Below are 23732 nucleotides of genomic sequence, written 5' to 3'. Positions count from 1 at the left end.
GCGATCCGAAAACCGATCACTCTCAACTGCCTTCAACTGTCCTGGCCTTGGCACACCAACTCAACGAGCCAGCACCTGCAAAGTCACCGGTATTGGGCCTAGAGGGCGTGGAACAGGGGGAAGCGAAAACGGTGACGAGGCGTCGCCCTTGACTGGGAAATGGCACCGGCTATCGCCGCAGAGAATGCCGTTGCAGCATCAGACGGTCAGAACCATGTCGTCCTGGGTCAGCGTTTCGCGGATCGTCTCGGTGAGCCGTTCGGCCGCGATGGACGCGTAGTGTGCGGTCTTCTCCACCCCGATGAAATCGCGGCCTTCGAGGAGGGCGGCGACGCCCGTGGAACCGGAGCCGGCGCAGAAGTCGAGCACCGTGCCGGCCTCGGGACTGATCTTGACCAGCTCGCGCATCACCTCGACGGGCTTCTGCGTGATGTGCTGGCGCTTCGCCCCCGAGGGCTGCGACGCCGAGTACAAGCCGGGCAGATAGACGGGGTTCCGGGAGCCGTCGATCGCTCCCTTCGACGCCCAGACGATGAATTCGCAGTTCTGGGTGAACCGGCCCTTCTGTGGCCTGGCCTGCGGCTTGTGCCAGGCCAGCACTCCTCGCCACAGCCAGCCGGCTGCCTGGATCGCGTCCGTCGTGGTGGGCAGCTGCCGCCAGTCGGTGAACAGCAGCGCGGTTCCGCCCGTCTTGGTGAGGCGGTGGGCTTCGGTCATGATCTGTGTCAGCCAGAACGAGTAGGACCGCTGGTCCATGTTCTCGCCGGTGAAGTCGGCGAGGTCGTTCTTGGCGTCGGCGGAGGTGTACTTCTGCTTTGCGGAGCGGGTGGTGCGCTCCTTTGCGGTCCGGCCACCGGAGTTGTACGGCGGGTCGGTGATGACGGAGTCGACGCAGTCGTCCGGCAGGCTGGTGAGGACGCTGAGGGCGTCGCCCTGGTGCAGGGAAAAAGGCAAAGAGGAACCCCGATTCGGGTGTAGAGCGGAAGGAGAGTCCGTCTCGCGGGAGAGTCCCCGAGGGCCGGATTTGGGCATACAGAAGCCCAGGGCCCGCAGACCGGGGAGGCGAGAGGAGTTCCAAAACTGTAGGGGCGAATTCGCCGACGACCAAGAAGTGCCCTGCCGAGGGGCCGGATTCCGGCACCTCACGCCGACTTTTTGGTCAACCGCCGATCCGGGCCTACTGTTTTTGAACCGCCCGGCGCACACCCGCTGGCTGTTCGCCTCCTGCCCCGGCACACCTGGCTCATCTGCGGATCCAGCTCAGCGAGCGGCAACTCGCCTGCGCCGGCCAACACCCTGATCGCCCACCCGGTCGCCGTGTCCCCTTCCACCACGCCATGCACACTCGGCACACCGGATCACGCACCCCCAAGGACACCTGCATGACATGTCGCTACCCACCCGTGCCCACATGCCGTAACCGGCGATCGGGCCGCACGGGTTGAAGGCGCTCGCCGCCGGCATCGGCGTCGTCTTCCCTTCCCCGCTCCTGCTCGCCGGCACCGGCATGATGCTGGCCGTCTCCGCCGACGCCGTGCAGAACAGCGGCTCGTTCAACAACTGCCCGACCGACATCGACGCCGACGGCGTCGCCGAGCATGTCACCAAGATCCTCGACGGTGCGTCCGGCAAGAACGTTCACATCGAGGGCCTGGACCTGCCCGCCGAGCAGGTCCCAAATGCCCAGACGATCGTGGCCTCCGGCATCAGTCTCGACATCCCCAAGAAGGGGCAGGTCATCGCGCTCGCAACGGCGATGCAGGAGTCGCGGCTGCGCAACCTCAACTACGGAGACAGGGACAGCCTCGGCCTGTTCCAGCAGCGTCCCTCCCAGGGCTGGGGCACCGCCCAGCAGATCCACGACCCGGTCTACGCCTCCGAGCAGTTCTACAAGGCTCTGCTCAAGGTGGACGGCTGGCAGCAGATGACCGTCACCCAGGCCGCGCAGGCCGTCCAGAAGTCCGGCTGGCCGGACGCGTACGCACAGTGGGAGCCCCTGGCCGCCGCGCTCCGGGCGGCCATTGCCAAGACCTTCCCCGGCGCCGGTGCCGACAAGGATGCCCAGGACCAGGGCAAGCAGTCCGCGACCGGCAGCACCGGATGTGCTCCGGACAAGGACGGCTCCGGCTTCGGCCGCATCCCCGAGGGGAGCGTCCCAAAGGGGTACAAGATCCCCAAGGACGCCGCCCCGAAGGCACGCAAGGCCATCGAGTGGGCGATGCACCAGCTCGGCACGCTCTACCAGTGGGGCGGATCCTGCACCGACTCGCACGGCCCCGACCCGATGGGCCGCTGCGACTGCAGCTCGCTGATGCAGCAGGCGTACGCGCACGCCGACGTCACGCTCACCCGCACCACGTACACGCAGGTCAATGACGGCAAGGCGGTCTCGCCTCGCCAGCTCCAGCCCGGTGACCTGATCTTCAGCCGCGGCACCGCGAGCCGCCCCGAACATGTCGGCATGTACATGGGCGAGGGCCTCGTGATCGAGGCGCCGCGCACATCAAAACCGGTACGGATCACACCAATCAAGGACTGGGACATCCTCGCCGCCCGCCGCGTCCTCTGACTCCGCCCGGACACCGCTCCGAGCGGGCCGCCGCCGCGGCCATCTCCCGCGTCCCGAACGCGCCTCCCCCTCCGCTTTTCCCCTTCCCCGCCAGTCCCTCGCCTGGCCCGCGTATGCAAGGAGCCCCGCCACACCTATGTCCTTCCCTCTCGCAGACCGCTTCATCCAGCTCGCCTACGACCCAGGCATCTCCCCCCAGGGCGGCGGCCTGCCCGGCCTGAGCGTGCTGAAGAACGTCGTCAACTCGATCAACTTGTTCGGGATCACCGCCGTCGTCGGCGCCCTCGCCGTCTCGCTCGGTGTGTGGGCCTGGGGTCACCACACCGGTGGCCACCAGGCCGAGGCCAACGGCAAGAAGGGCGCCGTCGTCGCCGCGGGCGCCGCGCTCGGCCTGGGCGCCGCGAACGGGATCATCGCGTTCTTCTCGGCCCTCGGGTCGCAGGTCCACTGATGCAGAAACGACTCCCCGTCCTCTCGCTGTCCTCCTACGGCATGGGATGGTCGGCCAACAGGCGCATCACGGTCGTCGCTCTGGTAGTCGCCGTCCTGCTCGCCATCGCCGCCACCGTCGCCTGGCTGTCCGGCAGCGGGAACAGCCACCAGGATCCGGACCGCGCCGTGCCAGCCCCGGCGAACAGCCCGTCCTCCTCCGAGACCGCCCCGAAGCCCACTGTCGGATCCGGGTCCGTGGCCAAGCCCCCGCAGGTCGCCGAGCCGGTCGCCTACGCCAAGGCTGCGGCACAGATGCTGTGGTCCTACGACACCCGCGACACCGGTCGCGATCAGCAACTCGCCGGCATGCGTGCCTGGATGACCGATGAGTCCGCGTACGCGGACTGGGTCTCGGTCTCCGGCCAGGTACCTGACCCGGTGCTCTGGTCGCGGATGGCTGACCAGGACCAGCACGCCACCGCCAGCATTACCGAGGGCCACTACCCCTCCGCGTTCAAGGCGGCCCTGGCCGACGACCCGTCCGCGATCACCAAGGCATACATCTACGTCGTCACCGTCAACGGGCGGCAGCAGATCGTCTGGAAGAAGGGCGGCGGCGGAGCCGAGGAACGCGCCGTGACCCTCGCCGTGCAGTGCCGCCCCGACCACGACTGCGCCCTGGCCGCCATCGCTCCAAGCGTCACGCAGTAAACCCGCACCTGACACAAGAAAGGAGGGGCAACTCCCGTGGGCTTCTGTGATCTCCCCCTGGCAGACAAGCTGTGCGCCGTCGGCGACGCGGTCGACTTCGCCTCGGACCCCGCCCAGGCCATCGGTAACTGGATGGGGAAGTCGGCAGGTGAACTGGCAGCAGCAGCCGACCTGGCGGCCGAGGCGGTGAACACCACCACCAAGGTCGACCTGAACGCCGACTGGTTCCGCGACAACTACGAAATGCTGCTGCCGCTGGGCCTGGTCCTGCTGGTCGCAACGTTCTGCGCGCAGCTCGTCCGTGCCGCAGTCAAGCGCGACGGGCAGGCCCTCACGCAGGCATTCACCGGCACCGCGTCCGGTGTGCTGTTCGCTTTCTGTGCCATCGCCCTGACCACGGTCGCCGTCGAGGTCGTAGACGTCATCAGCGACGGCCTGTTCAGGACCGCGCACCTGTCCATCGAGTCGGCGGTGCGCCGCATCGTGCTGGTCAACATGATCGCCTCCTTGTCCGGCATGGGCTGGCTCGTCCCGGTCGTCGCCGGTCTCGGTGCCGCCGTCGGTGCCTTCCTCTACTGGTGCGTGATGATGGTCCGCAAGGTCGGCATCCTCGTCCTGGTCACCCTGGCGATTTTCGCCTCGGCCGGCGGTGGCTGGGAGGTCGCGCGGCGCTGGCGCAAGGGCTGGATCGAAGCCACCGCCACCCTCGTCGTCAGCAAGTTGCTGATGACCGTGATCTTTGTGCTCGGTATCGCCGCCATGGGCAAGACCGAGGCCAAGGACGGTGTCGCCGCTCTCGCTGACGTCATGTCCGGCATCGTGGTCATGGTTCTGGTGCTGCTGTGCCCTTACGCGGTCTTCAAATTCGTGCACTGGGCAGCCGATGGCACCGACGGCGAGTCCATTCACCGCGCCGGCGGCGCCGGAGCACAGATCGCCAAGGCACATGCCGAGAAGGCTGCCCGCAAGGTAGCAGCGGCAGCAGCCACCGCCGGAACCGGCGGCGCCGCAGCCGGTGCGGAAGCCGCCCCTCAAGGCCCCGCCGCCGGAGGCGGCTTCCCCGGCGACATCGCCGCCAACCCGACCGGCAACACCGGGAACGGCAAGGAAGATTCACAAGGCACCGGCCTGGAGAAGACCGTCCAGCCCCCGCCGACGAGCGTCTCCGACGACACCAGCGGCCAGGTGGGCGGCAGCCCGGGCCCCGGTGACTCCGGAACGAACCCCGTGTCCGGTCAGGGCGGCGGATGGCAGTCCGACCTGCCTACCACGACCCCACCGCCGCAGGGCGCACCGCTGTCCTCCGGTTCGCAGCACGCCACGACCAGCGCAACGGCTGGGCCGCCGCCCCCGACCGGCCTCTGATCCTCTGCCCGCCCCGGGCCCCCTCCGCGCCTCCAGGACCTGCCCCTTGTCTGACCTCTCCGTCGCGCCGGTCACGGTGAAATTCCCGCACCGGTCTCGCCGCGGCATCCTTCTCGGCCTCACCGTGCCCCAACTCGTACTCGTATCCTGCGCCCTGGCGCTGCTGCTGGTGACGGTCATCTCCACCGGACTTTTCGGCGCCATTGCCCTGGCCCCGCTGTGGGCGGCGGTTGCCGCCCTGGTCACGGTCCGCCGCAACGGCCGGTCCCTGATCGACTGGGCTCCGATCGTCGCCCGCTACGCGCACCGCCGCCGCACCGGGCAGACCCTGTGGCTCGCCCGGCCTGTCACCCGGCCCCGGCAGGATGGCGTCCTGCACCTGCCCGGCACCGCAGCCTCCCTCAAGGTCGTCACCCCCGGCGACTCCGCGAACCAGGCCGCGGCCGTGCACGACCCGCACCAGCAGACCCTCACCGCCATCGCCCGCGTCTCCTCACGCGCCTTCGTGCTGCTCGACCCGGCCGCTCAGAACCACAACGTGGGCAGCTGGGGGAGGACCCTTGCCGGAACCGCCCGTACCGGACACGTCGCAACGGTCCAGGTCCTGGAGCGCACAGTCCCCGACTCCGGCGATACCCTCGCCCGGCACTGGGCCCACAACGGCCGCCCCGAGGCCCCGGTCGCCGGGCAGGTCTACTCCGAACTCGTCGCCGCCGCCGGCCCCGCCGCAGCCCCGCACGAGACGTACATCGCGATCTCCCTCGACCTCAAGGCCGCCAAGCGCCTGATATCGCAGGCTGGCGGTGGGCTGCCCGGTGCCTTCACCGTCATGGAGCAGACCACGGCCAGCGTCGCCCAGGCCGCCCGGAACGCCGGCCTGATGGTCACCGGGTGGCTCAGTGCCCGGGAGATCGCCGCCGTCATCCGCACCGCCTACGACCCCAAAGCCCTCTCCGCCCTGCAGCAGTGGTCCGAGTCCGGCCGTGCGGAAGCAGATCCGGCCGCCGCCGGGCCTGTCATCCAGGTCGAGGAGTACGACCGGGTCGCCACCGACTCCGCCCGCCACGCAACCTACTGGGTGGAGAACTGGCCAAGGACCGAGATGGGCGCCGGGTTCCTGCACGGCCTGATGTTCACAGCCGGAGTCCGCCGTACCCTCTCCCTCATATACGTGCCTCAGCGGCTGGAGTCCGCGCTGCGCGACGTCCAGCGCAAGAAGGCACAGATCATCGCGGACGCCAGCGAGCGCACCCGGCGCGGCCAAGTCGACAGCGAAGAGGACTCCGTCGAGTACGCCGACGTCAAGACGCGTGAGCGGCAGCTCATCGCCGGGCATGCCGATGTCTCACTGACCGGCCTGGTCACCGTCACAGCCGAGACCGATGCCCTCCTGGACGCCGCCTGCGCACAGATCGAGACCGCCGCCGTCACCGCCGGCGTCGACCTGCGCCGCTTGTTCTACCAGCAGCCCGACGCCTTCGCCGTCTCCGCACTGCCACTGGCCCGCACCACTCTCTGACCCCGCTGCCCCGCGCACCACCACGGCGGCAGGAAGGACCCACGTCCCCTTTGACCTCTCCTCCGCGTACCGACGACGCACACCCCTACCTCCGAGCCGCCACCGCTGGCGTCCGCCACCACACCCACGTCACGGGACGGGTGACGAAGCCTGAGCCGGTGAACCGCCCCCACTTGGACGTCCTCCACGCTCATCTCACCGCCCTGCAGCGGCTCCTGGACCAACTCGCCGAGGCGGCACGACCCCCGCATCCGGGCGCAGGCCGGCACCTCGCCACCGCGCACACCCGCCTGTGGCAGGCCACCGCCGCCGTGCACGACGCCTTCCACCTCCTGCCATCCGCAGCCGCCGACTCCAGCGAATGCCGACCCGAAAGTCTCCCGGAAGGCCCGCCGGTCCTCACGATCTGCCAGCGCCACCTCGCCGCCGGACACATCATCCGCCGCAAGACCACCCCCACCGACCTCGACCGCCCGCCCCACATCACAACATGCCTGCGATGACCGCCCCCCGCAGCCGAAACGAGGGCCCCCGATGAGCCACCGGCCCGCCCGCCGCGCCTCCGCCAGCCCCCTGTTCACCCCGCACGGAACCGACCGGGCCAGCCGCAAGACCGCCCGCCGCCAGCTCGCCGAAGCCACCGCCAAGGCCCGCGCAGAAGCGACCGCACACCCGGCGGGCAGCGCACCCACAGAACACGAAACACCCGCCCCGCTATACCCGTTCAGCGGACGGCCCGGCCACGCTTCCGCCCGCGGGAACAAGCTGAGACTGCCCTCCCACCGCATGACCACCGCAGTCGCCGCCGGCGCGTACCCCTTCCTCGCCGAAGGCGGACTCGGAGCCGAAGGCATCTACATCGGCCGCGACGTCCACGCCGAAGCGAGTTTCGTGTTCGACCCGTTCGCCCTGTACGGCAAGGTCGACGGGTTCACCAACCCGAACGTGCTGCTGGCGGGGGTCATCGGCCAGGGGAAAAGCGCACTGGCCAAAAGCTTCGCGCTCCGGTCGGTCGCCTTCGGCTATCGAATCTACGTCCCGTGCGACCCGAAGGGTGAGTGGACGCCCGTCGCAAAGGCTTTGGGTGGCACGTCCGTTGCCCTCGGTCCTGGGCTCCCGGGCAAGCTGAATCCGCTGGATGCCGCGCCTCGGCCAGAAAGCATCTCCGAGGCAGACTGGGTCAGCGAGATCCGCAAGAGACGCCTGCTCCTGCTCGGTTCCCTGGCCCGGACCGTCCTCGGCCGGGACCTGCTGCCCATGGAGCACACCGCGCTCGACGTCGCCCTCGACAATGTCGTCACCCGGGCCGCCGACACGGGCCACACCCCGCTCCTCGGCGATGTCGCCGCTGCCCTCAACAACTCCGCCACCCTCGACGAGACCGTCGGGATGATGTCGGGACAGCTCGGCGAGGCGGCCCGTGACCTGGCCCACGCCATGCGCAGATTGGTCCACGGTGACTTGGCCGGCATGTTCGACGCCCCCTCCACCGTCGCCTTCGACCCCAGCGCGCCGATGCTCACCATCGACCTGTCCCGGCTCGGCGGATCCGGCGACGACACCGCTCTCGTCCTCGCCATGACCTGTGCCTCGGCATGGATGGAGTCCGCGCTCTCCGACCCGAACGGCGGCAGGCGCTGGATCGTGTACGACGAGGCGTGGAGGTTGATGCGCCACCCGGGCCTGCTGCAACGCATGCAGTCCCAGTGGAAGCTGAGCCGCGGCCTGGGCATCGCCAACTTGATGGTGATCCATCGGCTGTCCGACCTGCTCACCGCAGGCGACGCCGGATCCCGCGGACGAGCACTCGCCGAGGGCCTCCTCGCCGACTGCAGCACACGCATCATCTACCGCCAGGAGACCGACCAGCTCCACGCCGCCGCATCCCTGCTGGGTCTGACCGCCGTCGAGATGGATGCCATCGCGCACCTCAATCGCGGCAGGGGCCTGTGGAAAGTCGCAGGTAGGAGCTTCATCGTGCAGCACCTCCTGCACAGCCACGAGCTGGCGCTCTTCGATACCGACGCCCGCATGCATTGAAAGAACAAGGGGCTCATGAATCCCGATGTTCAGCGCGAACTGATACCTCGCGACGAAACCCTCCGCCTTATCGGTGCGCTCGACGCGATGAAGGCCAAACTGCTCGATGCCGCCCAGCAGTGGCAGCTGTTGGACGAGAACGGTCGTGTGCCGGCCTCGCCCTCCTACACCGAGCTGCTCCAGCATGCCGCCGACGCGCAGGACCTCTCCCGCGACGTCGTTCAGCTCACTGCCGACTTCGCCCAGAGCCCTCACAGTACGAACCGCGTCGGCAGAGCCGTACTCGCCCACCTCGCGACGGCGGCAACCATGTCGAGCCACGCCGCACCGCACTTCGCCGAGACTGCGGAGATTGCCCTTACCCTGTCCCGGCCCTCCCTGACCGACCGGGATGGTCTGGAGAACCGCGTGGTCATCGACCACGCCACAGCGCGCGCCTACCTGCGGCGCGCATCGGAATCTCTCCGCGACGCGGCCAAGGAACTCGACGACCACCTCGACTTCCACCGTTTCTTCCCCGCGCCTTCCCGTCGGGAAAGCCCGGCGCCTCCGCCGCCCAGGCCGAGCGCACGCCACCGCTAGCCCGCACCGGCATCCCACTCCCAGGGAGTCCTTTGAACCGCCCCGCCAACTTCAGCGACGCCGACTGGGCCGAGTACCTGCAGTGCCAAGCCGAGCACGCCGACCTCATGGACCAGTTCACCGATCGAGAGGCTCAGATGGAGCAGGGCCTGCTCGACACATACGACGAGTACGACTTCGACTTCTCCTCCCCCCTCTCGGCGCAGCATCCCCATCCCGCTCGCCAGCTCCCGCCGGTTCGTCCCGGCTCCGCCTCGCGCGGGAGCGTCCGTGGGCGCTGACAGGGAGGACGACCCGGTCACCTTCCACAACGGAAAGCGCCACGCCCCGGCCGGTGCTTCACCGCTCGCACCGCTCCCTGACCACCGCAACGCGAGCACCGCGTGGTGGCAGGAGTTGTGGCGCCGCCACGCGCACATCACCACCCCACTGCGCCAGCGCGGACTGGAGTGCGACATCGAGTTCGGTCTGAGTGCGTACCTGGTGCATGTATCGCTCCCCGACGGCAGCTACCTGATCATTTCTCCGCCGCAGGAGCCACCTTCCAACCGTCCGCCGGGGGATCCGGAGGGGTGGACCGTCACCCGACAACACCGCGACGACCATGCACTGTTCAAGCTGATCTACGACTCGGTCCCCTCGACCGACCCCAATGCCCTTGAGCGGCCCGAAGTACGCAACGGCGGCAGCGCCTCGTGTTTGATCGAGGCGATCGACCAGCAGCTCAGCCAACTCGGACTGCTTCCCACCCCGCCCTCGCCTACCGGACTTCCCCTCGATCCCACAGCCCCGCAGCCCCGCGTACCGGAGCCTTTGGACCACGCCGATGTCGCCCAGACGGCAGGCCCACCCCTTGCCCCGGCCGCTGACGTGGACGGCTCCACCACGTACGTCTACGGCAATGCGCTCCTCGCCCTCACGGACCGGCTCAACGGAACCGAGTCGTATGCGGAGGCTGCCGCGCTGCTGGGCCAGATCCTGGAGCCGACCCACGGCCTGCTGGAGCGACTGGGGGAGCTGCTCGAAGCGGCGGGCGAGAAGGCCAAGGAAGCCGAGGAGGACGACGGGTTCGACCTCTCGTACGACCTCGGCGACGCGGCTGCCGAAATCCGGAACCTCGGGGAGACCCTGCACGTGGCCGAGGACCGGATGCGAGCACTCACCGCTCCCCCGCAGCCACACCGGCCGACAGCACCCCCGGCCCACGCGCCACGTCTGCCCCTGCCTGCTCTTCCGACTCTCCATCGGCACACACGCTGACGCCGCAATCCCAGCCCCCTCGCCATCAGGAGCCCATGCCCACGCCACGCACCGACCTGTCCGCTTTCGCCACCGCTCTGGCCGCCCGCCTACCCGGGCCCTGGACCAGCACGCACCAGCACCACACCTCGTACGAGGACCAGTACCGCACAACCAACCAACTCTGGGACGCCGGGCACGTCGACTACGTCGTCAGCACGTACGTCCTCCCCCACGACGCCGTCCTCCACGGGCCCGAAGGCGAGCAGCTCTACGTCACCCACCGGCCCCTGTACCCACGCCAGTTCGTCGTCGCCCCGCTCCAGCCCGAAGGCGTCGGCCTCAAGCCCCACCACTTCTACGGTGTCGAGGAACCCAACGGCATCGCCGTCCCCAACGGCATCGCACGGGCCGCTGCCCGCGTCACCCGCCGGGTACTGCCCCGCTACGAGCAGGCCCTGCACGAGGTGCTTCACAACGCGGCGACCCAGCCCGAGCCCCCGCACCGGCCCGCCCCACCACAGGTCTCCCAGGTCCTCACCCTGACCTACTACGACGACGGAGCCCTCGCAGTGCCGTACAGCAGCGTGCCACCGGACGCCCGCATGGCGCTGTACGCCCACGGCTTCCAGTACCACCCCCACCAGGCGGCTTTCCTTCTGCCCGCCGCGTACGGCGAGGGCGGCCGCGCACTGCGCGTCCAAGCCCTGACCCGGAAGCTCGCAGCCCAGGGCCTCGGCGTGAACCTCCGCCGCCACACCACAACACGCGTCGCTCCGCCCTTCACCACAACCGCGCAACCGGCCTCCCCCTCGCCCACCAGCGCTTCCACAGGTGCCCGCCACCAGTAGGCCAACCGCCTTTCGCGACTGCGCCCATCGCCCCCAGCACATGGAGCCCTCATCCGTCCCGTTCACCACACCCTTCCGCTGATCACCACCGCCCTCTGCATCGCGCTGGCCGCCACCGCCTGCACCACGGGCAGCAACAAGCCCGACGCCGCCAAGGAGCGGCGGTCGCCCAGTGCCGCCACCGCCGCGAAGCCGGCCCCGGCTCTCACCCCGGCCGAGGCCCGCGAGGCCATCACCCACTACTCGACGACGAACAACCTCGCGCACTCCGCGAAGGACCGCGCGCTCCTCGACACCGTCGAAGACGGCCCGCGATACGCGATGTCGCTGGCCGACCTCAAGGAGGACGAGGGGCTCCCGAAGGCCGACCAGAGACCGTTCCGTGCCTGGTCGTACGACGTGACGAAGACCGACCTCTACATCCCGCGCCTCGCTCCTGGACAGCAGAAGTGGTTCGCCGCCGTCACCCGCGCCGGCAGCGGACAGCAGTACGCCCGCGTACTGGTCCTGGCCGAGAACACGAAGACCAAGGACTGGGAGATGGTTTCGACCGTCGACATCGACGACCCGCAGCAGCTCCCGCAGATCGTGCTCGACCAGGACGGCTACGCCACCCCCGTCGACCCGGCCTCCATCAAGCTCGCCGCCCCGGTCGACCTGATGCGCGCGGCCGTCGGCGACAACTTCGCCACCGGGGGCAAGCAGACAGGAAGGAAGGTGTTCGCCCCGACGAAGGCAACCGAGCAGCAGATCAAGGTCCACCGGACGGTGAACAAGTTCGGAACGCGCGGCACCACCCGATTCACTGCTGAAAAGCCCGAGTACCCCGACGCCTACGCCCTGAAGACGACCACCGGAGCGCTCGTCGTGTTCTCCCACACGCACGCCCAGCACGACGCATCCACCACCCCGAGCCTACGGATCATGCCGGAGAAGCACGACCGAGCATGGCTCGGCACCAGCCCGAGCCCCGCCTTCACCTACCGCTTCACCTGCTCGGACGTCGCCGCCGTCCCCAGCACGCCGGACCCGTCGACCCTGCTCGGCTACGGCTGCCGCCGCACCAACGCCGCAGCGACCGGCCCGAGCACCACCGTCTAGGAATCTGACATGCAGCACCCCGACTTCGAGCTTTACGACAACGTCGGCCGGACCTCCGAGCAGATCGCAGCCGCGCACTTCGGTATCGCAACCCGCGACGACCTGCTGCGCTGGGCCCGCCGCGATGCCGAACCGTTCCTCACCACCGAGCACCCCCTGCCCTCCGAGCCCCTGCCGGCACCGGACGCGGCCCCGTATCTCGCGGCGCTCGCCGCAGCGCAGACCCCCGCCGAGGTCAGCGCCATCACTCAGCACCTCCTGGACGCCGCCCAGCCCGCGCTGAGCGCGGTGAGCGACCTTCTCGTGTCCATCGCGCGGTGGGGCAACCGCCACCGGGGCGCGGAGCAGGGGGCTCCGCCCAAGATGCTGCTGGAAGCGGCCAGTCGCAGCCTGTCCGTGCTCGCCCTCGCTGACGAGGCCGATCTCGCCGTCCTGCGCGACGAGTACGACCCCGCACCACGGCCGGCCTCGAAGACAACACCAAGTCTTCCCCCGGCTTCGCCCGTCCCGCCGCCCGCTGGCCCGAAGCCCGGCCGCTAGCGCACACCCCAGGAGGCTTCACCTGTCGACCCGTTCCTTCATCGCCCGCCCCACCCCGACCGGGTACACCGGCATATACGTCCACCTCGACGGCGTGCCCGCCTCGAAACTGCCCCTGCTGCTCGCCGCGTTTCAGTACCGCTTCGGCCGGGACCTGGACACCATGACGCAGCACCTCGTGGACGACGTCGCCGTCGGCTGGGAGGAGCTGGGCGCTGATCTCCTCGACGGAGCGCCGCCCGAGACCGTCGCCGCCCTCATAGGCGGGGGCCCCAGGGCCCAGTGGCCCAGCCGCACGCTGGACGACCTGATCACCCTGGACGGCTCCCCGCCGACCCGCATGACGGTCACCGAGACGACGGCCGCCGCCCAGGACATGACGTGGGATACGTCCTACGCCCGCACGGCATCGAAGTGATCCCCGCGCAGTACGCCCCATCCGGCCCCGTCTTCAGCTGGGACTCCGACCCCTGCACCGACTTCAGCAACCCCGCCGCCTGGACCACCGTGACAACGGCCCAACCTCCCGCAACACCCACGACCGCTCCCGCCCCCGCGGCCCCAGGCACACGCCACACATCCCCGCCGAAGAAGCCTCTCTGTGAACCTCACCGAATACGCCCGATTCGCCACGTCAGGTAGAAGCGTCGCCGGACAACCCTCCTGTGGAATCACCCTGTTCACCAGCTCCCGCGACGGCATCGTCGCACTCGTCGACGGCGACAACTGGGCCTGGGCGCACACCACGTTGGACACCGCAGGATTCGAGAAGTCCGACGACGGCACCCGCGCCCTCCCGCTGACGGATCTCGACCACACCCGCGAGGTCCTGCTCACCCTCGGCGTAGTCGCCCAGATCACCCAGACCAAGATCACACCGAGCAGTGAAACCTATATCGGCGACTTCGCGCGCGACCTGGTCGAGCACCTTCCAGGCCAGTGGAGCGTCAGGGTCGAGAGCTACGCGATGCGCGTCTGGCAGGAAGACCTCGCCGCCTGTATGTGGAGCGATTCCTTGGCTGCCACGCTGGAGCAGCGCCGTGTGCGGTGGGCGGCCGTGCTGCAGCGTGACGACGGGGCCGAACTCGCCATCATCCGCGACCCGCAGCGCGACCTGTATCACGTCGGCGCACTCCACCCCAGCAACCTGCATCCCGACGGGCTCGTCACCCCTCCCGCGGGCATCACCGTTCAGCCGGCACCGGCCACAGCCGCCAGCTCCATCCGCAGCCGTCTGCTGCCCGCCTACACGCGAGCCGTACTCCACTGCCAAGTCAACTCCTTGGAAGAAGACCTGGACTGGACACGCCAGACCTACGAACCAGGCACAGTCCCCGAGCCGCCGCCGACGGATCTCACCGACGCCTTCGCCCGCTTCACCACGACGGCACCACGGGTCACCGCCGCTGTGCGCGACCTGGCCACGCTCAGCGAGAACGAGGCCGCTTTCCTCCAGCGGGTGGACGCCGTCCTTGCCGCCCCGGCCCAGGCCGGCGCCACGACCGCCGCGGTCCTTCACGCCGATCAGATGGCCTGGTGGCTCACCCAAGGCGGCGAGAGCCTCATCGACCTGGCCCGCCGCTCCGTACCCAACAGCGAACCGCCCGCCACCGAGACGTCCCCGTCCCCTGTCTCCCTGCGTGCTCTTCCCCCCGCACCGGCCCGAAACACTCCCGGCCCTCGCCGCTGACCCACAGCGCACCCACCGGAAGGAGATCCCTCCTCTTTGGATCCCGACATCCACTTCGTCTTCGGCAGCCACCCCCAGCACGGCTACGTCGCCGCCTTCAACCCCTCGCTTCCCGCCCACCTCGCCGACTGGTTCCTCACGCGGGTCCAGTTCGAGGCCGTCCCGGACGAGCCGGGCCTGTACCAGCTCACCGCACCCGAGCACGACGGCCCGCGCCGCACCCGCCAGGCCGCCCAGGCCCTGCGCACGCAGGGCTACGCCGTACACGTCGACACCGACATCGCCTACGCCCCGGCCAACCCCCCGCACCCTCTGCGGCCGAACGGACTCACCGAGCGCCGCACACGCATTGCCCAGGCTGCCACCGGCCGATCACCCCAGCGCAGCGCCGCGCCGACGACCTCGCCGCCCTCCGCACGCCCGATCCCGCCGAGGCCCACCTACGCGCCCACCGTCCACCTCGCGGCCTCTCCTGCCGGACACGGGCGATGACCCCCTCTTCGGAGCCGATCCGCATCGCCCGAGCACGGGGTGGCCAGGTCGAGGTCGAAGGCGATTTCGATGCCTTCGCCGGACACGTCCTGCTCCGAGCCGGCTTCCTCTCCGTACCGTCGCTGCACGGCCGCTCGATCCGTCGCTGCACGGCCGCTCGATCCGTCTCCCGTTCGACATGGGGCGCGACTGGGAGAACGAACAGTCGACCTGGGCCGCACAGATGTTGGCCACCGCCCGCTACCCCGTACGACTCGGCCCGGGCCTCGATACCCGCCTCGCCCCACCCGACCCGCCGCCGGGCCCGGTCCGCCCGCCCGTTATGACCGCCCAGGCATGCCCGCCCCGAGCAGCATGCCGCTGACCTCAGCCAGGAGAACCCGATCTCTGTCACCCCCGACCCGCACCACATCCACGAACTCGGCGCCAGGAGCGGTGACTTCCGAGTGAGGATGGCGCTCCTGGACCGGGAGACCGAGACGGCCCTCGACGCCGTCCGCGACCGGTACGGGCGCATCGTCCACCCCCAGGAAGCAGCCGCGATCCGCGCCCACCGCACCCGGGCAGCTCTCGACGGATACCGGCTCGACCTCGCCGACTCCGCCGGCCCTCTGCTGGCAGCGGCCCGCAGTGCCCTCGACGCGATGCCACCCTCCGCCCACACTCGGGCGTGGCGCGACATGCTCGATTCCCTTGCCACAGCGCACACGGAGATCCTGCGCGCCGCCGGCCTGCCCGCCGAGCGTGAGCAGCAGGTGGTGTGGGCGCACCTCGCTCACTGGGCGGAGAACGGCGCAATCGCCGCCCACCTCGCCGAGGTATACCACCAGCCCGGGCCCGAGTTCACCGCCGACGAGGCCAGAGAGTGGACAGAGAGGGCCCGAGCGGCGCGGCGTCAGGGAGGGCTGGATCTGATCGAGTCCTGGTACGCGGCCGACGGCCGCCGTATCACCATCGCCTACCTGGTCGAGGACGACGCCTCCGAGGTGGTCGCCCTGACTGGAGATCCGGACGCGCCCGGATGGAGCGTCATCGGCCGGTACGACAACGAGTACGTCGCTGGAAAGACGCTTCCCCGGCCACTGCCGCGCGGTGCCCTTCGCCCCGAGGGCACGTCCCGGTTCAACCGCCCGGAGATGGCTCCGGAGCTGCCGGTCCAGGAGTTGCTCCGCGACGTCACCGAGGCACGCTGCGCGGGCGATGTCTCCGAGGCCCTGCTCGCTGCCACTGATCAGGGTTACGACTCCGGCCCCATGACACGCCTGCATCACCTCCTGTACGAGGGAGCCGGATTCTCCCGCGCTCTGGAGACCGTTCAGGGTCAGCGCATCGGCGCCCGGCTCGACGCCCTCGGCAGGCAGCTCGAATTCCTCGCCCGCGAGGTCCACGACGCCGCAGAGGACCTCGGCGCGACCGTCGCGGTCCTGCCGCCGCACCGCGTCCCGAAGCCGCCGCGCATCCGCCCGCGGCCAGCCCTGGAAACAACGCCCCCGCCTGCGCCGCCGCAGCACATCACGGCAATCGCGCGCCGCCCATAGCCGCCCCCTGTTCCCCAGAAAGCTCTCGTTGTCCCCGACCGCTTCGACAGCCTCACCACCGCGCATCACCTACGGCGCGGTGCTGGGCAGCCCATACGTCGCCCGCCTCCTGGGCGGCACCCTCACCGGCCGACTGCCCAATGGCATGGCACCGGTGGCCATCGTCCTGTGGACCCTCGCGGCCAGCCGCGGCATCGCCCTCGGCGGCCTGCTCTCCGCCCTGTACGGACTCGCCTCCGCGCTGTCCCAGCCGGTCAAGGGGCGCATGATGGACCGCTACGGACAAAGTGCCGTGCACCTGCCGGCCGCGGTCCTCAACTCCAGCCTGTTGTTCGCCCTGCCGCTCGCCGCACGCCACGGCGGACCGGCACTCGCCACGGCCATCGTCGTCGCCGCCGGACTGACCGCTCCGCCCCTGGAAGCCGGGCTGCGGGCACTGTGGCCCAGCGTCCTGCCCGACCTGCGGCTGCGGCACGCCGCTCTCGCCCTGGACACGGGCACACAGGGTCTGCTGTACATCGTCGGCCCCCTCCTCGTCGCCGCCCTCTCCTCCACGTACAGCCCTGATACCGCCCTCGCCATCGCTGCCGCCCTCGGTCTGGCCGGCACCCTCATCGTCGCGACCGCGCCTCCATCCCGCCGCTGGCGCCCCACGCCGATGACCAATGACGCAGGTACGGCGCGGCGACTGGCCAGTCCGCAGCTCGCGTCGCTGTTCGTCGCACTGGCCGGTGTCGGATGCGCGATCGGGGCCGTGAACGTCCTTGCCGTCGCCATGTCCGACACCCCCGGCCAGCAGATGCTCTCGGGGCTGCTGCCCGCCGCATTCTCAGCCGGCAGCTTCCTCGGCGGCCTCGTCTACGGCCGTCGTACCTGGCCCGGCTCCACCACACGCCAACTCATTTTCAGCGGCGCCGCGTTCCTCGTAGGGTGGCTGCCGCTGCTCGCCATTCGCAGCCCGTACGCGGCCACCGTGGCAGTCGCTCTGCCCGGTGCGTTCCTCACTGTGGTCGTCGCCTGCGCGTATGTGACCACCGACGCCCTCACGCCCACGGGCCGGACCAGCGAGGCGTACGCGTGGCTGATCTGCTCGATCGGAGTCGGACAAGCGGCCGGCACCGCAATCGCCGGACGCCTCGCCGATCACGCGCTCGCCCTCGCCGCCCTCCCTGCGGCCGGTGCCGCCTTCGCTCTCACCTTCCTGCTCCTCACCCGCCCCGACCAGGGCACCGTCCGCCGCGACCGGCACCGCTGCGGCCATGCCTGAGCAGGAACCCCAACCCCCTTATTCTGTACGGAGATTCACCATGGCCGTCCGCACGAAATGGACCGTCGAGCACCTTTGTGGTGACTCGATCGTCCATGATCTGTCCGACCGTCCCGCCGACCGCCGCGCCGGCTACGCCCGATGGCTCGCGGGCAGGGATTGCACCGCCTGCTGGAAGGCGTCGCGCGACGCCGACACCGAGTCCAAAGAGAAGTGGCTCGCCGCCAAGCGCGCCGAGGAGCAGCAGGCCGCCTCCGAGTGGGCCGAGAAGTTCGATATGCCGCCGCTGGAGGGTCCGGAGCGGGCCCTGGCGTGGGGCGAGCGGTCCCGCCACCAGCTGATGACGGCTGCGCACACCGCGCTGGTGGTCGAGGGCAGCTGGGACGAAGCGGACTGGGCGGAGCTGGAGGAGAAGGCTCGCATGCTCGGCAGGGCGGGTTGGTGGATCGACCAGAGGGACGCGGAGGGCTCTGACCTGCTCGAACTCCTGGATGCGGCCACGGAGCAGGACCGCGGGACGGAGAACCCGTTCCGCTGATCGCGGCCGGAACATAGCCGGGGATCGCCGGTTAGCCAAACCGGCCTTCCTCCGGACTATTGATCCTCCCGCCGCTACCCGCTCCGCGTGGAAGGATCCCGCATGATTCCGCAGCCCTGGACGCCTCCGCCGACTCCGGCACACGACCCGCTCACCCCCGCGCGGGACATCACCCATCAGCACTTCCAGGCCGGCGACCAGGTCATCGTCCTCAAAGGGGTTGCCGGCGGGGAGCTGTGGGGGGATGCGATGCGCATCGTCGCCCCGTCCTGGCACACCCCGACCGACGAGGACGGATGGCGGCTGCGCGATGCCACCGGAGGCGCCCAGACGTACGTCACCGCTCATCCCCGCTATCTCGTGCACCTCTCGCGCCGCTGCCCGGACTGCCTGATCTATCTGCGCGCCATGGGGGACCGCCTGTTGCCGAAGTATGCCGGGCACGACTCGCTGGTCGACTGCGGTTGGTACACCGTCACCGCCCTCAACCAGCTGGTGCACATCGCCGACGCCGAGGGCGGCCAGTGACTCTCCCCGTGCGCCGCCCCGGCCGTGTCCTTGCCCTCCTCAAGGCGAGGGCCAGGGCCACCGCACATCCGGCCGACCCGTCCTGGCCGGACCGCCTTGCAGAAGATCTGCGCGAACTCGGGTCCGACTGGCGGGAGTCGGCGGAGGTGTGTGCGGACGCCGCCTTGACGGCACGCTCCGCCGGGCACAGCGTCCTGGGCATGCTGAGCCCGGTCCAGGTCACCGCCGCCGGCCCCGATCCGGTCACCACCCGCACCTTCCTGCATCTGTACCTGAGCGGCCTCCGGTTCGGCTTCCACTACCCCACCCTCCAAGCCTTCGTCGAACAGCTCCCGGACACCACACGCCAGTCGCTGGATTGCTACAGCCACGCCCTGTACGCCTTCGCCCTGCTGGGCCAGTCCCGCCCCGAGGGCCTGGCCGTCATGGACGATGTCCTCGCGAAGGCCGGGGAGCGCACCAAGACCCTGCATGTTCTGCTGCACGGGCTGTGGCTCGGCCAGGACCTGGACCAGGGCGCGGAACGGCTCCTGGCCCTCAGCACCCGGTCTGCCTTCGACACCGGCAGAGATCCCATCGTCCTCTTCCGCATGGCCGGCGCCCTGCGTCGCCTCGGCCGATACGACGAAGGACTCGCCACCATCGACCGCGCCCTGGACCTTCTGCCGCCGGGCGACATCGCAGTGCACGCCGATCTGGTACGCGAGCGCTCTTTGATCTCCGCCGCCCGAGACGTCCACCGAAACCCGCCCACCCACACCTCCGGAAGCACCCAGACGTGATCCCCCGTCTTCACCAACGCGCCCACACCCCGTACGGCCCTCTCGCCGAGGCGCTGGGGCGCCCGGTGTCGCCGGACGAGGGACTGACCGACTACACGATCGTCGCTCACTGGCCGGGCCTCGACTACTACACGTTGGACGACGAACAGAAGATCTGGACGTCCGCTCAGTGGGCTGAGCACCTCGAAGACCCCTACATGGAGCATCCGTTCGCCGCCAGCCCGGACGACGACCGGCACGCGATCTTCCACCTCGGCATCCGGCTCCACCCCGACGACCGTGAGCTGACCGGCCCCGAATGGGCCGAAGCCGCTCACCGTCTTGCCCGCGCCGCCGGCATCGAGGTCCCGGGCGACGAGAGAGGCTGCCGGTGGGTCGCCGTCCAGGCCCAGCCCGGGCGCCTCGACCTGGTCGCCAACCTGATCCGCCTCAACGGCTCGTGGCATACGCAGCCGGCCGATGTCCCGCGGCGCGTGTCGGATGAGGCCCGCCGCATCGAGCATGATCTGCGGCTCATCCCAGTACGAACCGCTCAGCCGCGGGCCGGTGCCCGTCCCGTGCCGACTGCTTCGGCCCAACTGGCGACCATCCTGTCGCAGCTCGCCGACGAGCAGTCCGGGCCACTGGCCACAGTGCGCGAACTCGTCGAGCACACTGCTCACCAGATCGCACGGCAGCCGGGTGCCGCCAATGCCGCCATGATGCTGCGCCTGGAGCTGGTCGTCCGTCGGCTTCACTCCGTGCAGCAAGACCTCGACACCACGGCAGCCCAGCTGAGAGCTGCTGTCCCTCCCCGCGTAGCCGCTGCACCGCCCGCTGCCCAGCACTCCCCCCACCGATCGCCGTAGGAGAAACGCCTCTTTGTCCGTTGCCGACCGCTTCCTGGACATCCGCCATGACCCGCACTCCGAAGAGCTTCTCGCACGCGGAGGAGACCCCGAGGCCCACAGCGTCCTCCAGCGCGCCGGATTCGTCTCCGTCGTCCGCGTCCACGAGACCTATCACCGCGCCCCCACCGGCTGCGCCCAGGAAGAGGAAACTCGCCTCGGCACCGAAGCCGTCGCCCGTCTTCGTGCCGCTGGCTACCACGTCGACTGCGACGAGGACTTCGACACCGACTCCCGGTGGCCCAGTTACCCGCCGCTGGGCGCCTCCGTAGCCCGCCTCGCCGAGCGTATTCGCGAAGCCACCACCACCGACGAGGCAGCCGATGCCCTCACCGAGCTGACCGCCCCCCACGACGGCATCTTCGCTGCCCTGGGCCAAGTCCTCACCGCAGCGGCTGAGTTCCACGAGGGTCTCGGCGAAGCAGCCGACCCGCACATCGCCCGGCGGCTGCGCTACCTCGCCGACGAGCACCTGCAAACCATCCGCAGCGACCTCTCCCACACCCGCAACGACCTCGCGGATCGGCACGCCCCGCACCCCGGCCGCAGCACCTGCACCGAAGAGGTCCCTGCAACCGAACGCGAACGCTCCGCCGTGTGCGCCTGCCCGCCCCCGCCGCGCACGATGCCGGCCCCGCCGCCCCCGGTGGCCGCCGGGCTGCGCCGCTGACCCCCACCTCTCCCAAGGACACCATGCGCGACCACGAAAACTCCGAACGCCTCGCCTCATACGCCGACATCCTCGCCAGCGAACTTCCCGGAACCTGGACCAGCACGCATCACCCGGCCGAGCACAAGGATGACCTCGCCGAACTGATCGACCGGGTCTGGGACCTGGACCTCGTCGCCGAATCCCTCGCCGAGCACCCGCTCCTGCAGGCGGCCATCCTGTCCCGACCGGACGGAGCCCAGCTCGTCGTCATCGACCATCACGACGACCCCGACGGATTCCTCATCGCCGCCGTCGCCCCCCGAAACCTGCCCGACGAGGCTTACCGGAGGGTGCGCGAGCCGAACGGTATCGCTCTGAGCGACGACCCGTTCCAGGCCGTCGAGCAGATCACCGGCTACCTGCTGCCCCGCTACGAAACCTCGCTCGCCCAGGTCCGCTACAAGGCAATCGAGAATGTGCAGCCCTCCCAGGCGGACCAAGTCGTCCTCACCTGGCAGCCGGACGGAAGCCTCGCCACCTTTGCTGTCGGCGAGGATGCCGCCGCCGTCCTGGCGGCCAACGGCTTCGTCCTTGACGGTGCCGGCGTCTATCGCCTGAGCGGCGACGACACCACCACGCAGGCCCGTGCCGTGCGCGAGATCGGCCCGCAGCTCGAAGCGCACGGCATCGCCACCACCATCCAGCACCCGTCGGGCCGGATCACACCCAGGACAGCCGCGCCGAAAACCCGTCCGGCCCCGGCTGTCACCCGGTCCACGGCCCCGCGGTCCCGATGAAGGTCAGCGCCGAGCCGGACTTCTTTGTCCAGGACTACATCATCACCAAAGCCCCCCGCACCGAGCTGGTCGTCGCCATCGGTGGCACCGAGCGGGCGGCAGGCATCCTCCAGCGAGCCGGCGGCTTCCTCAACGCACCCGGCAACGGTCGGGACTACCACCGTCTTCCCCACGGCCTCCCCGTCGAGCAGCAGCGTCTGAAGGCGACCACCGCCTCGCATGCCCTCCTCGCCGCCGGCCACAGCGTGCACCTCGACCCCGCGCTGAACACACTGACCACGCCCGACAGTGAACGCGAAACGGCTCTGCGATATCTCGCCCAGCTCTCCGAACGGGCCTCCCGCGCCGAGAGCACCACAGAGATCGCCGAGATCCTGACCGAGATCGCCGGACCGGCCGAGGGCCTGTTGCCGCTCACTCGCGAGGTTGTCGTCAGGGCCTGGATCGCCTGCTCCCGGCACCTGAAAACCGTGGTCGAAGACGCCGAACCGGCCTCCCAGCTCGCGAACACGGCGGCCACGCTGTCGCGCGCCACCCACCAAATCCTCTTCGCCCGCAATCACGCCGCGCGCACCCCGCAGAAGTCGGCCCCCACAACAACGCCGCCGAGCCCTGCCAGCCAACTGCCCGCACCACGACTCGCCACCGCTGAACCGGCAAGCCACCGATGGCCGATCTGTTCCCGTAGACCGGCCGGGTGGCCCCGGCACCCGCCAGGGCCACCCGCCCCACACCGCACGACCCACAGGAGTGACCCGTAGTACCCCGCACGCCCCCACCGATCTCCCACCTCCTCAAGCCTCGCCTGGCCACTGCGCTGTTCCGCCGCTACCTGCGCGCCGGCATCCCTGCCGACCCTGCATTCGGCGACCCTCCCGAGGCCGATCCCGACCAGCCTCACCTTCCCCGGCACCGCACCCACCCCGTCCATCCGGGAGGACCATGCCCCACCCGTACCCCTACGCCGACTACCTAGCGGTGGTTTGTTAATCCGGGGAGTAGATATTAAGTGGGTGGCCTGCGCCGACGGCGTTGATCAGGGCTTGGAGTTCGGGTGGTGGGGGTGCGTTGCTCCAGGCTCGCCAGCAGCGTTGGATGGTGGTCCAGGGATCGAGCCAGGCCCGGACGGCGCGGATTGCCTGAGGCCAGCTGGCCGGTTGGGGCTGGTGGGTTCTGCTTGGGCCCCCTCTCAGCCGGTCCCACTGGCGTGGCAGCCGGCGGGACCGTGGGGACAACGGCAGGCTCCCGGTCCGGAGGTTGAGCGAACCAGGTGTCCCAGCAGAACGAGAACGCGCAGGTGACCAGGGTCTGGTGGCGGCGGATGGCGGTATCGGAGCGGACCTGGAAGTCGGCCCAGCCCAGTTCGTCCTTGATCTGCTTGTAGCTCTGCTCGATCCAGTGCCTGATGCCGTAGATCCGGACGACTTCATGCAGGTCGGCGGCCGGTTCGGGGCTGTCGGCCTCGCGGGGGCCGCCGGGGCGGGGCAGGTCGGTGGCCAGATACCAGGTGGTCCGCGCGGGCAGGGTGGCCGGGTCGGTGGTGGCCACGACAAGGCGGGTGTGGCCGTCCGGTCCCCACCAGCCCAGGCGGGCGTCGGCGGCCCACCATGTC

27 protein-coding genes and 1 pseudogene are annotated in these 23732 nt (G+C 69.9%); 25 read left to right on the top strand and 3 right to left on the bottom strand.

The features are described 5' to 3' along the window. Window positions 1-198: 198 nt before the first annotated feature. Window positions 199-954: a DNA-methyltransferase gene (locus ACIPEK_RS43045; protein WP_376323182.1), complete on the bottom strand. Its 756-nt coding sequence runs from the start codon at window positions 952-954 to the stop codon at window positions 199-201. 487 nt (window positions 955-1441) lie between these two features. Here ACIPEK_RS43045 and ACIPEK_RS43040 point away from each other — a divergent pair, with 487 nt between their 5' ends. The 11 genes from ACIPEK_RS43040 to ACIPEK_RS42990 all read left to right on the top strand — a co-directional run bounded on the left by ACIPEK_RS43040 (window position 1442) and on the right by ACIPEK_RS42990 (window position 11308). Next, the gene (locus tag ACIPEK_RS43040) at window positions 1442-2569 is read left to right on the top strand and encodes a C40 family peptidase (protein WP_402007904.1); all 1128 of its coding nucleotides are present in this window, start codon (window positions 1442-1444) and stop codon (window positions 2567-2569) included. Between the two features lie 136 nt (window positions 2570-2705). After that, window positions 2706-3020: a DUF6112 family protein gene (locus tag ACIPEK_RS43035; protein ID WP_402007902.1), complete on the top strand. Its 315-nt coding sequence runs from the start codon at window positions 2706-2708 to the stop codon at window positions 3018-3020. Beyond that, window positions 3020-3712: a hypothetical protein gene (locus tag ACIPEK_RS43030; protein ID WP_402007900.1), complete on the top strand. Its 693-nt coding sequence runs from the start codon at window positions 3020-3022 to the stop codon at window positions 3710-3712. The genes ACIPEK_RS43035 and ACIPEK_RS43030 overlap by 1 nt, the downstream gene beginning before the upstream one ends. Before the next feature lie 36 nt (window positions 3713-3748). Next, a complete protein-coding gene (locus ACIPEK_RS43025) occupies window positions 3749-5077 on the top strand; it encodes an ATP-binding protein (protein ID WP_402007898.1) in 1329 nt (442 codons plus the stop codon). A gap of 46 nt (window positions 5078-5123) precedes the next feature. After that, window positions 5124-6596, top strand: coding sequence for an SCO6880 family protein (locus ACIPEK_RS43020; protein ID WP_402007896.1), 1473 nt, complete (start codon window positions 5124-5126; stop codon window positions 6594-6596). A 50-nt stretch (window positions 6597-6646) separates the two neighbouring features. Continuing rightward, window positions 6647-7099 carry a DUF6238 family protein gene (locus ACIPEK_RS43015; protein WP_402007894.1) on the top strand — a complete coding sequence of 151 codons (453 nt, stop codon included), beginning with the start codon at window positions 6647-6649 and terminating at the stop codon, window positions 7097-7099. A gap of 31 nt (window positions 7100-7130) precedes the next feature. Continuing rightward, a complete protein-coding gene (locus ACIPEK_RS43010; protein ID WP_402007892.1) occupies window positions 7131-8636 on the top strand; it encodes a VirB4 family type IV secretion system protein in 1506 nt (501 codons plus the stop codon). Window positions 8637-8651: 15 nt separating this feature from the next. After that, entirely contained in the window at window positions 8652-9218 is a 567-nt protein-coding gene (locus ACIPEK_RS43005) for a hypothetical protein (protein WP_402007890.1), read from the top strand. 32 nt (window positions 9219-9250) lie between these two features. Beyond that, entirely contained in the window at window positions 9251-9499 is a 249-nt protein-coding gene (locus ACIPEK_RS43000) for a hypothetical protein (protein ID WP_402007888.1), read from the top strand. After that, entirely contained in the window at window positions 9489-10478 is a 990-nt protein-coding gene (locus ACIPEK_RS42995) for a hypothetical protein (RefSeq protein WP_402007886.1), read from the top strand. The genes ACIPEK_RS43000 and ACIPEK_RS42995 overlap by 11 nt, the downstream gene beginning before the upstream one ends. 35 nt (window positions 10479-10513) lie before the next feature. Continuing rightward, a complete protein-coding gene (locus ACIPEK_RS42990; RefSeq protein ID WP_402007884.1) occupies window positions 10514-11308 on the top strand; it encodes a hypothetical protein in 795 nt (264 codons plus the stop codon). Between the two features lie 62 nt (window positions 11309-11370). Here the strand turns inward: ACIPEK_RS42990 and ACIPEK_RS42985 are convergent, their stop codons facing one another. Continuing rightward, window positions 11371-11541: a hypothetical protein gene (locus ACIPEK_RS42985; protein ID WP_402007882.1), complete on the bottom strand. Its 171-nt coding sequence runs from the start codon at window positions 11539-11541 to the stop codon at window positions 11371-11373. Between the two features lie 88 nt (window positions 11542-11629). Between ACIPEK_RS42985 and ACIPEK_RS42980 the strand changes: the two genes are divergently transcribed. The 14 genes from ACIPEK_RS42980 to ACIPEK_RS42915 all read left to right on the top strand — a co-directional run bounded on the left by ACIPEK_RS42980 (window position 11630) and on the right by ACIPEK_RS42915 (window position 22881). After that, a complete protein-coding gene (locus tag ACIPEK_RS42980; protein WP_402007880.1) occupies window positions 11630-12409 on the top strand; it encodes a hypothetical protein in 780 nt (259 codons plus the stop codon). A gap of 9 nt (window positions 12410-12418) precedes the next feature. Beyond that, on the top strand, window positions 12419-12949 hold the full coding sequence (locus ACIPEK_RS42975; protein WP_402007878.1) for a hypothetical protein: 531 nt from the start codon (window positions 12419-12421) through the stop codon (window positions 12947-12949). 94 nt (window positions 12950-13043) lie between these two features. Further along, a complete protein-coding gene (locus tag ACIPEK_RS42970) occupies window positions 13044-13367 on the top strand; it encodes a hypothetical protein (protein WP_402007876.1) in 324 nt (107 codons plus the stop codon). A gap of 183 nt (window positions 13368-13550) precedes the next feature. Beyond that, on the top strand, window positions 13551-14639 hold the full coding sequence (locus ACIPEK_RS42965) for a hypothetical protein (RefSeq protein WP_402007874.1): 1089 nt from the start codon (window positions 13551-13553) through the stop codon (window positions 14637-14639). Window positions 14640-14675: 36 nt separating this feature from the next. Further along, window positions 14676-15131 (top strand): hypothetical protein, encoded by a 456-nt coding sequence (locus ACIPEK_RS42960; protein WP_402007872.1) that lies wholly within the window; start codon window positions 14676-14678, stop codon window positions 15129-15131. A gap of 452 nt (window positions 15132-15583) precedes the next feature. Then, window positions 15584-16669, top strand: a complete 1086-nt coding sequence (locus ACIPEK_RS42955; RefSeq protein ID WP_402007906.1) for a hypothetical protein — start codon at window positions 15584-15586, stop codon at window positions 16667-16669. Window positions 16670-16697: 28 nt separating this feature from the next. Further along, complete coding sequence (locus ACIPEK_RS42950) at window positions 16698-17936, top strand: MFS transporter (protein WP_402007870.1); 1239 nt, start codon at window positions 16698-16700, stop codon at window positions 17934-17936. Between the two features lie 40 nt (window positions 17937-17976). Beyond that, window positions 17977-18474: a hypothetical protein gene (locus ACIPEK_RS42945; protein ID WP_402007868.1), complete on the top strand. Its 498-nt coding sequence runs from the start codon at window positions 17977-17979 to the stop codon at window positions 18472-18474. Between the two features lie 102 nt (window positions 18475-18576). Then, window positions 18577-19002: a hypothetical protein gene (locus tag ACIPEK_RS42940; protein WP_402007866.1), complete on the top strand. Its 426-nt coding sequence runs from the start codon at window positions 18577-18579 to the stop codon at window positions 19000-19002. Beyond that, a complete protein-coding gene (locus ACIPEK_RS42935) occupies window positions 18999-19784 on the top strand; it encodes a hypothetical protein (RefSeq protein ID WP_402007864.1) in 786 nt (261 codons plus the stop codon). The genes ACIPEK_RS42940 and ACIPEK_RS42935 overlap by 4 nt, the downstream gene beginning before the upstream one ends. After that, window positions 19781-20632: a relaxase/mobilization nuclease gene (locus ACIPEK_RS42930; RefSeq protein ID WP_402007862.1), complete on the top strand. Its 852-nt coding sequence runs from the start codon at window positions 19781-19783 to the stop codon at window positions 20630-20632. The genes ACIPEK_RS42935 and ACIPEK_RS42930 overlap by 4 nt, the downstream gene beginning before the upstream one ends. 13 nt (window positions 20633-20645) lie before the next feature. Beyond that, window positions 20646-21341 (top strand): hypothetical protein, encoded by a 696-nt coding sequence (locus tag ACIPEK_RS42925; protein WP_402007860.1) that lies wholly within the window; start codon window positions 20646-20648, stop codon window positions 21339-21341. Between the two features lie 23 nt (window positions 21342-21364). After that, entirely contained in the window at window positions 21365-22120 is a 756-nt protein-coding gene (locus ACIPEK_RS42920) for a hypothetical protein (protein ID WP_402007858.1), read from the top strand. After that, window positions 22117-22881 carry a hypothetical protein gene (locus tag ACIPEK_RS42915; RefSeq protein WP_402007856.1) on the top strand — a complete coding sequence of 255 codons (765 nt, stop codon included), beginning with the start codon at window positions 22117-22119 and terminating at the stop codon, window positions 22879-22881. The genes ACIPEK_RS42920 and ACIPEK_RS42915 overlap by 4 nt, the downstream gene beginning before the upstream one ends. Window positions 22882-23125: 244 nt before the next feature. Here ACIPEK_RS42915 and ACIPEK_RS42910 read toward each other — a convergent pair. Next, window positions 23126-23732, bottom strand: a pseudogene (locus ACIPEK_RS42910) (IS701 family transposase); the annotation flags it as partial.

Origin of the sequence: Streptomyces sp. NPDC088246, from assembly GCF_044741025.1 — a bacterium.
GTDB lineage: Bacteria > Actinomycetota > Actinomycetes > Streptomycetales > Streptomycetaceae > Streptomyces.
This window is presented reverse-complemented; position numbering and strand designations above follow the sequence as displayed.

Excerpts from the sequence above, each read along its gene's own strand:
- ACIPEK_RS42920 (WP_402007858.1), top strand. The coding sequence starts at position 21,365 with ATGCGCGACCACGAAAACTCCGAACGCCTCGCCTCATACGCCGACATC.
- ACIPEK_RS42985 (WP_402007882.1), bottom strand. The coding sequence starts at position 11,541 with ATGGCCTCGCGGGCCTCGGCCGGGGTGAGAGCCGGGGCCGGCTTCGCG.
- ACIPEK_RS42940 (WP_402007866.1), top strand. The coding sequence starts at position 18,577 with ATGATTCCGCAGCCCTGGACGCCTCCGCCGACTCCGGCACACGACCCG.
- ACIPEK_RS42915 (WP_402007856.1), top strand. The coding sequence starts at position 22,117 with ATGAAGGTCAGCGCCGAGCCGGACTTCTTTGTCCAGGACTACATCATC.
- ACIPEK_RS42955 (WP_402007906.1), top strand. The coding sequence starts at position 15,584 with ATGGCGCTCCTGGACCGGGAGACCGAGACGGCCCTCGACGCCGTCCGC.
- ACIPEK_RS43030 (WP_402007900.1), top strand. The coding sequence starts at position 3,020 with ATGCAGAAACGACTCCCCGTCCTCTCGCTGTCCTCCTACGGCATGGGA.
- ACIPEK_RS43005 (WP_402007890.1), top strand. The coding sequence starts at position 8,652 with ATGAATCCCGATGTTCAGCGCGAACTGATACCTCGCGACGAAACCCTC.
- ACIPEK_RS42975 (WP_402007878.1), top strand. The coding sequence starts at position 12,419 with ATGCAGCACCCCGACTTCGAGCTTTACGACAACGTCGGCCGGACCTCC.
- ACIPEK_RS42945 (WP_402007868.1), top strand. The coding sequence starts at position 17,977 with ATGGCCGTCCGCACGAAATGGACCGTCGAGCACCTTTGTGGTGACTCG.
- ACIPEK_RS43010 (WP_402007892.1), top strand. The coding sequence starts at position 7,131 with ATGAGCCACCGGCCCGCCCGCCGCGCCTCCGCCAGCCCCCTGTTCACC.
- ACIPEK_RS42990 (WP_402007884.1), top strand. The coding sequence starts at position 10,514 with ATGCCCACGCCACGCACCGACCTGTCCGCTTTCGCCACCGCTCTGGCC.
- ACIPEK_RS42980 (WP_402007880.1), top strand. The coding sequence starts at position 11,630 with ATGTCGCTGGCCGACCTCAAGGAGGACGAGGGGCTCCCGAAGGCCGAC.
- ACIPEK_RS43035 (WP_402007902.1), top strand. The coding sequence starts at position 2,706 with ATGTCCTTCCCTCTCGCAGACCGCTTCATCCAGCTCGCCTACGACCCA.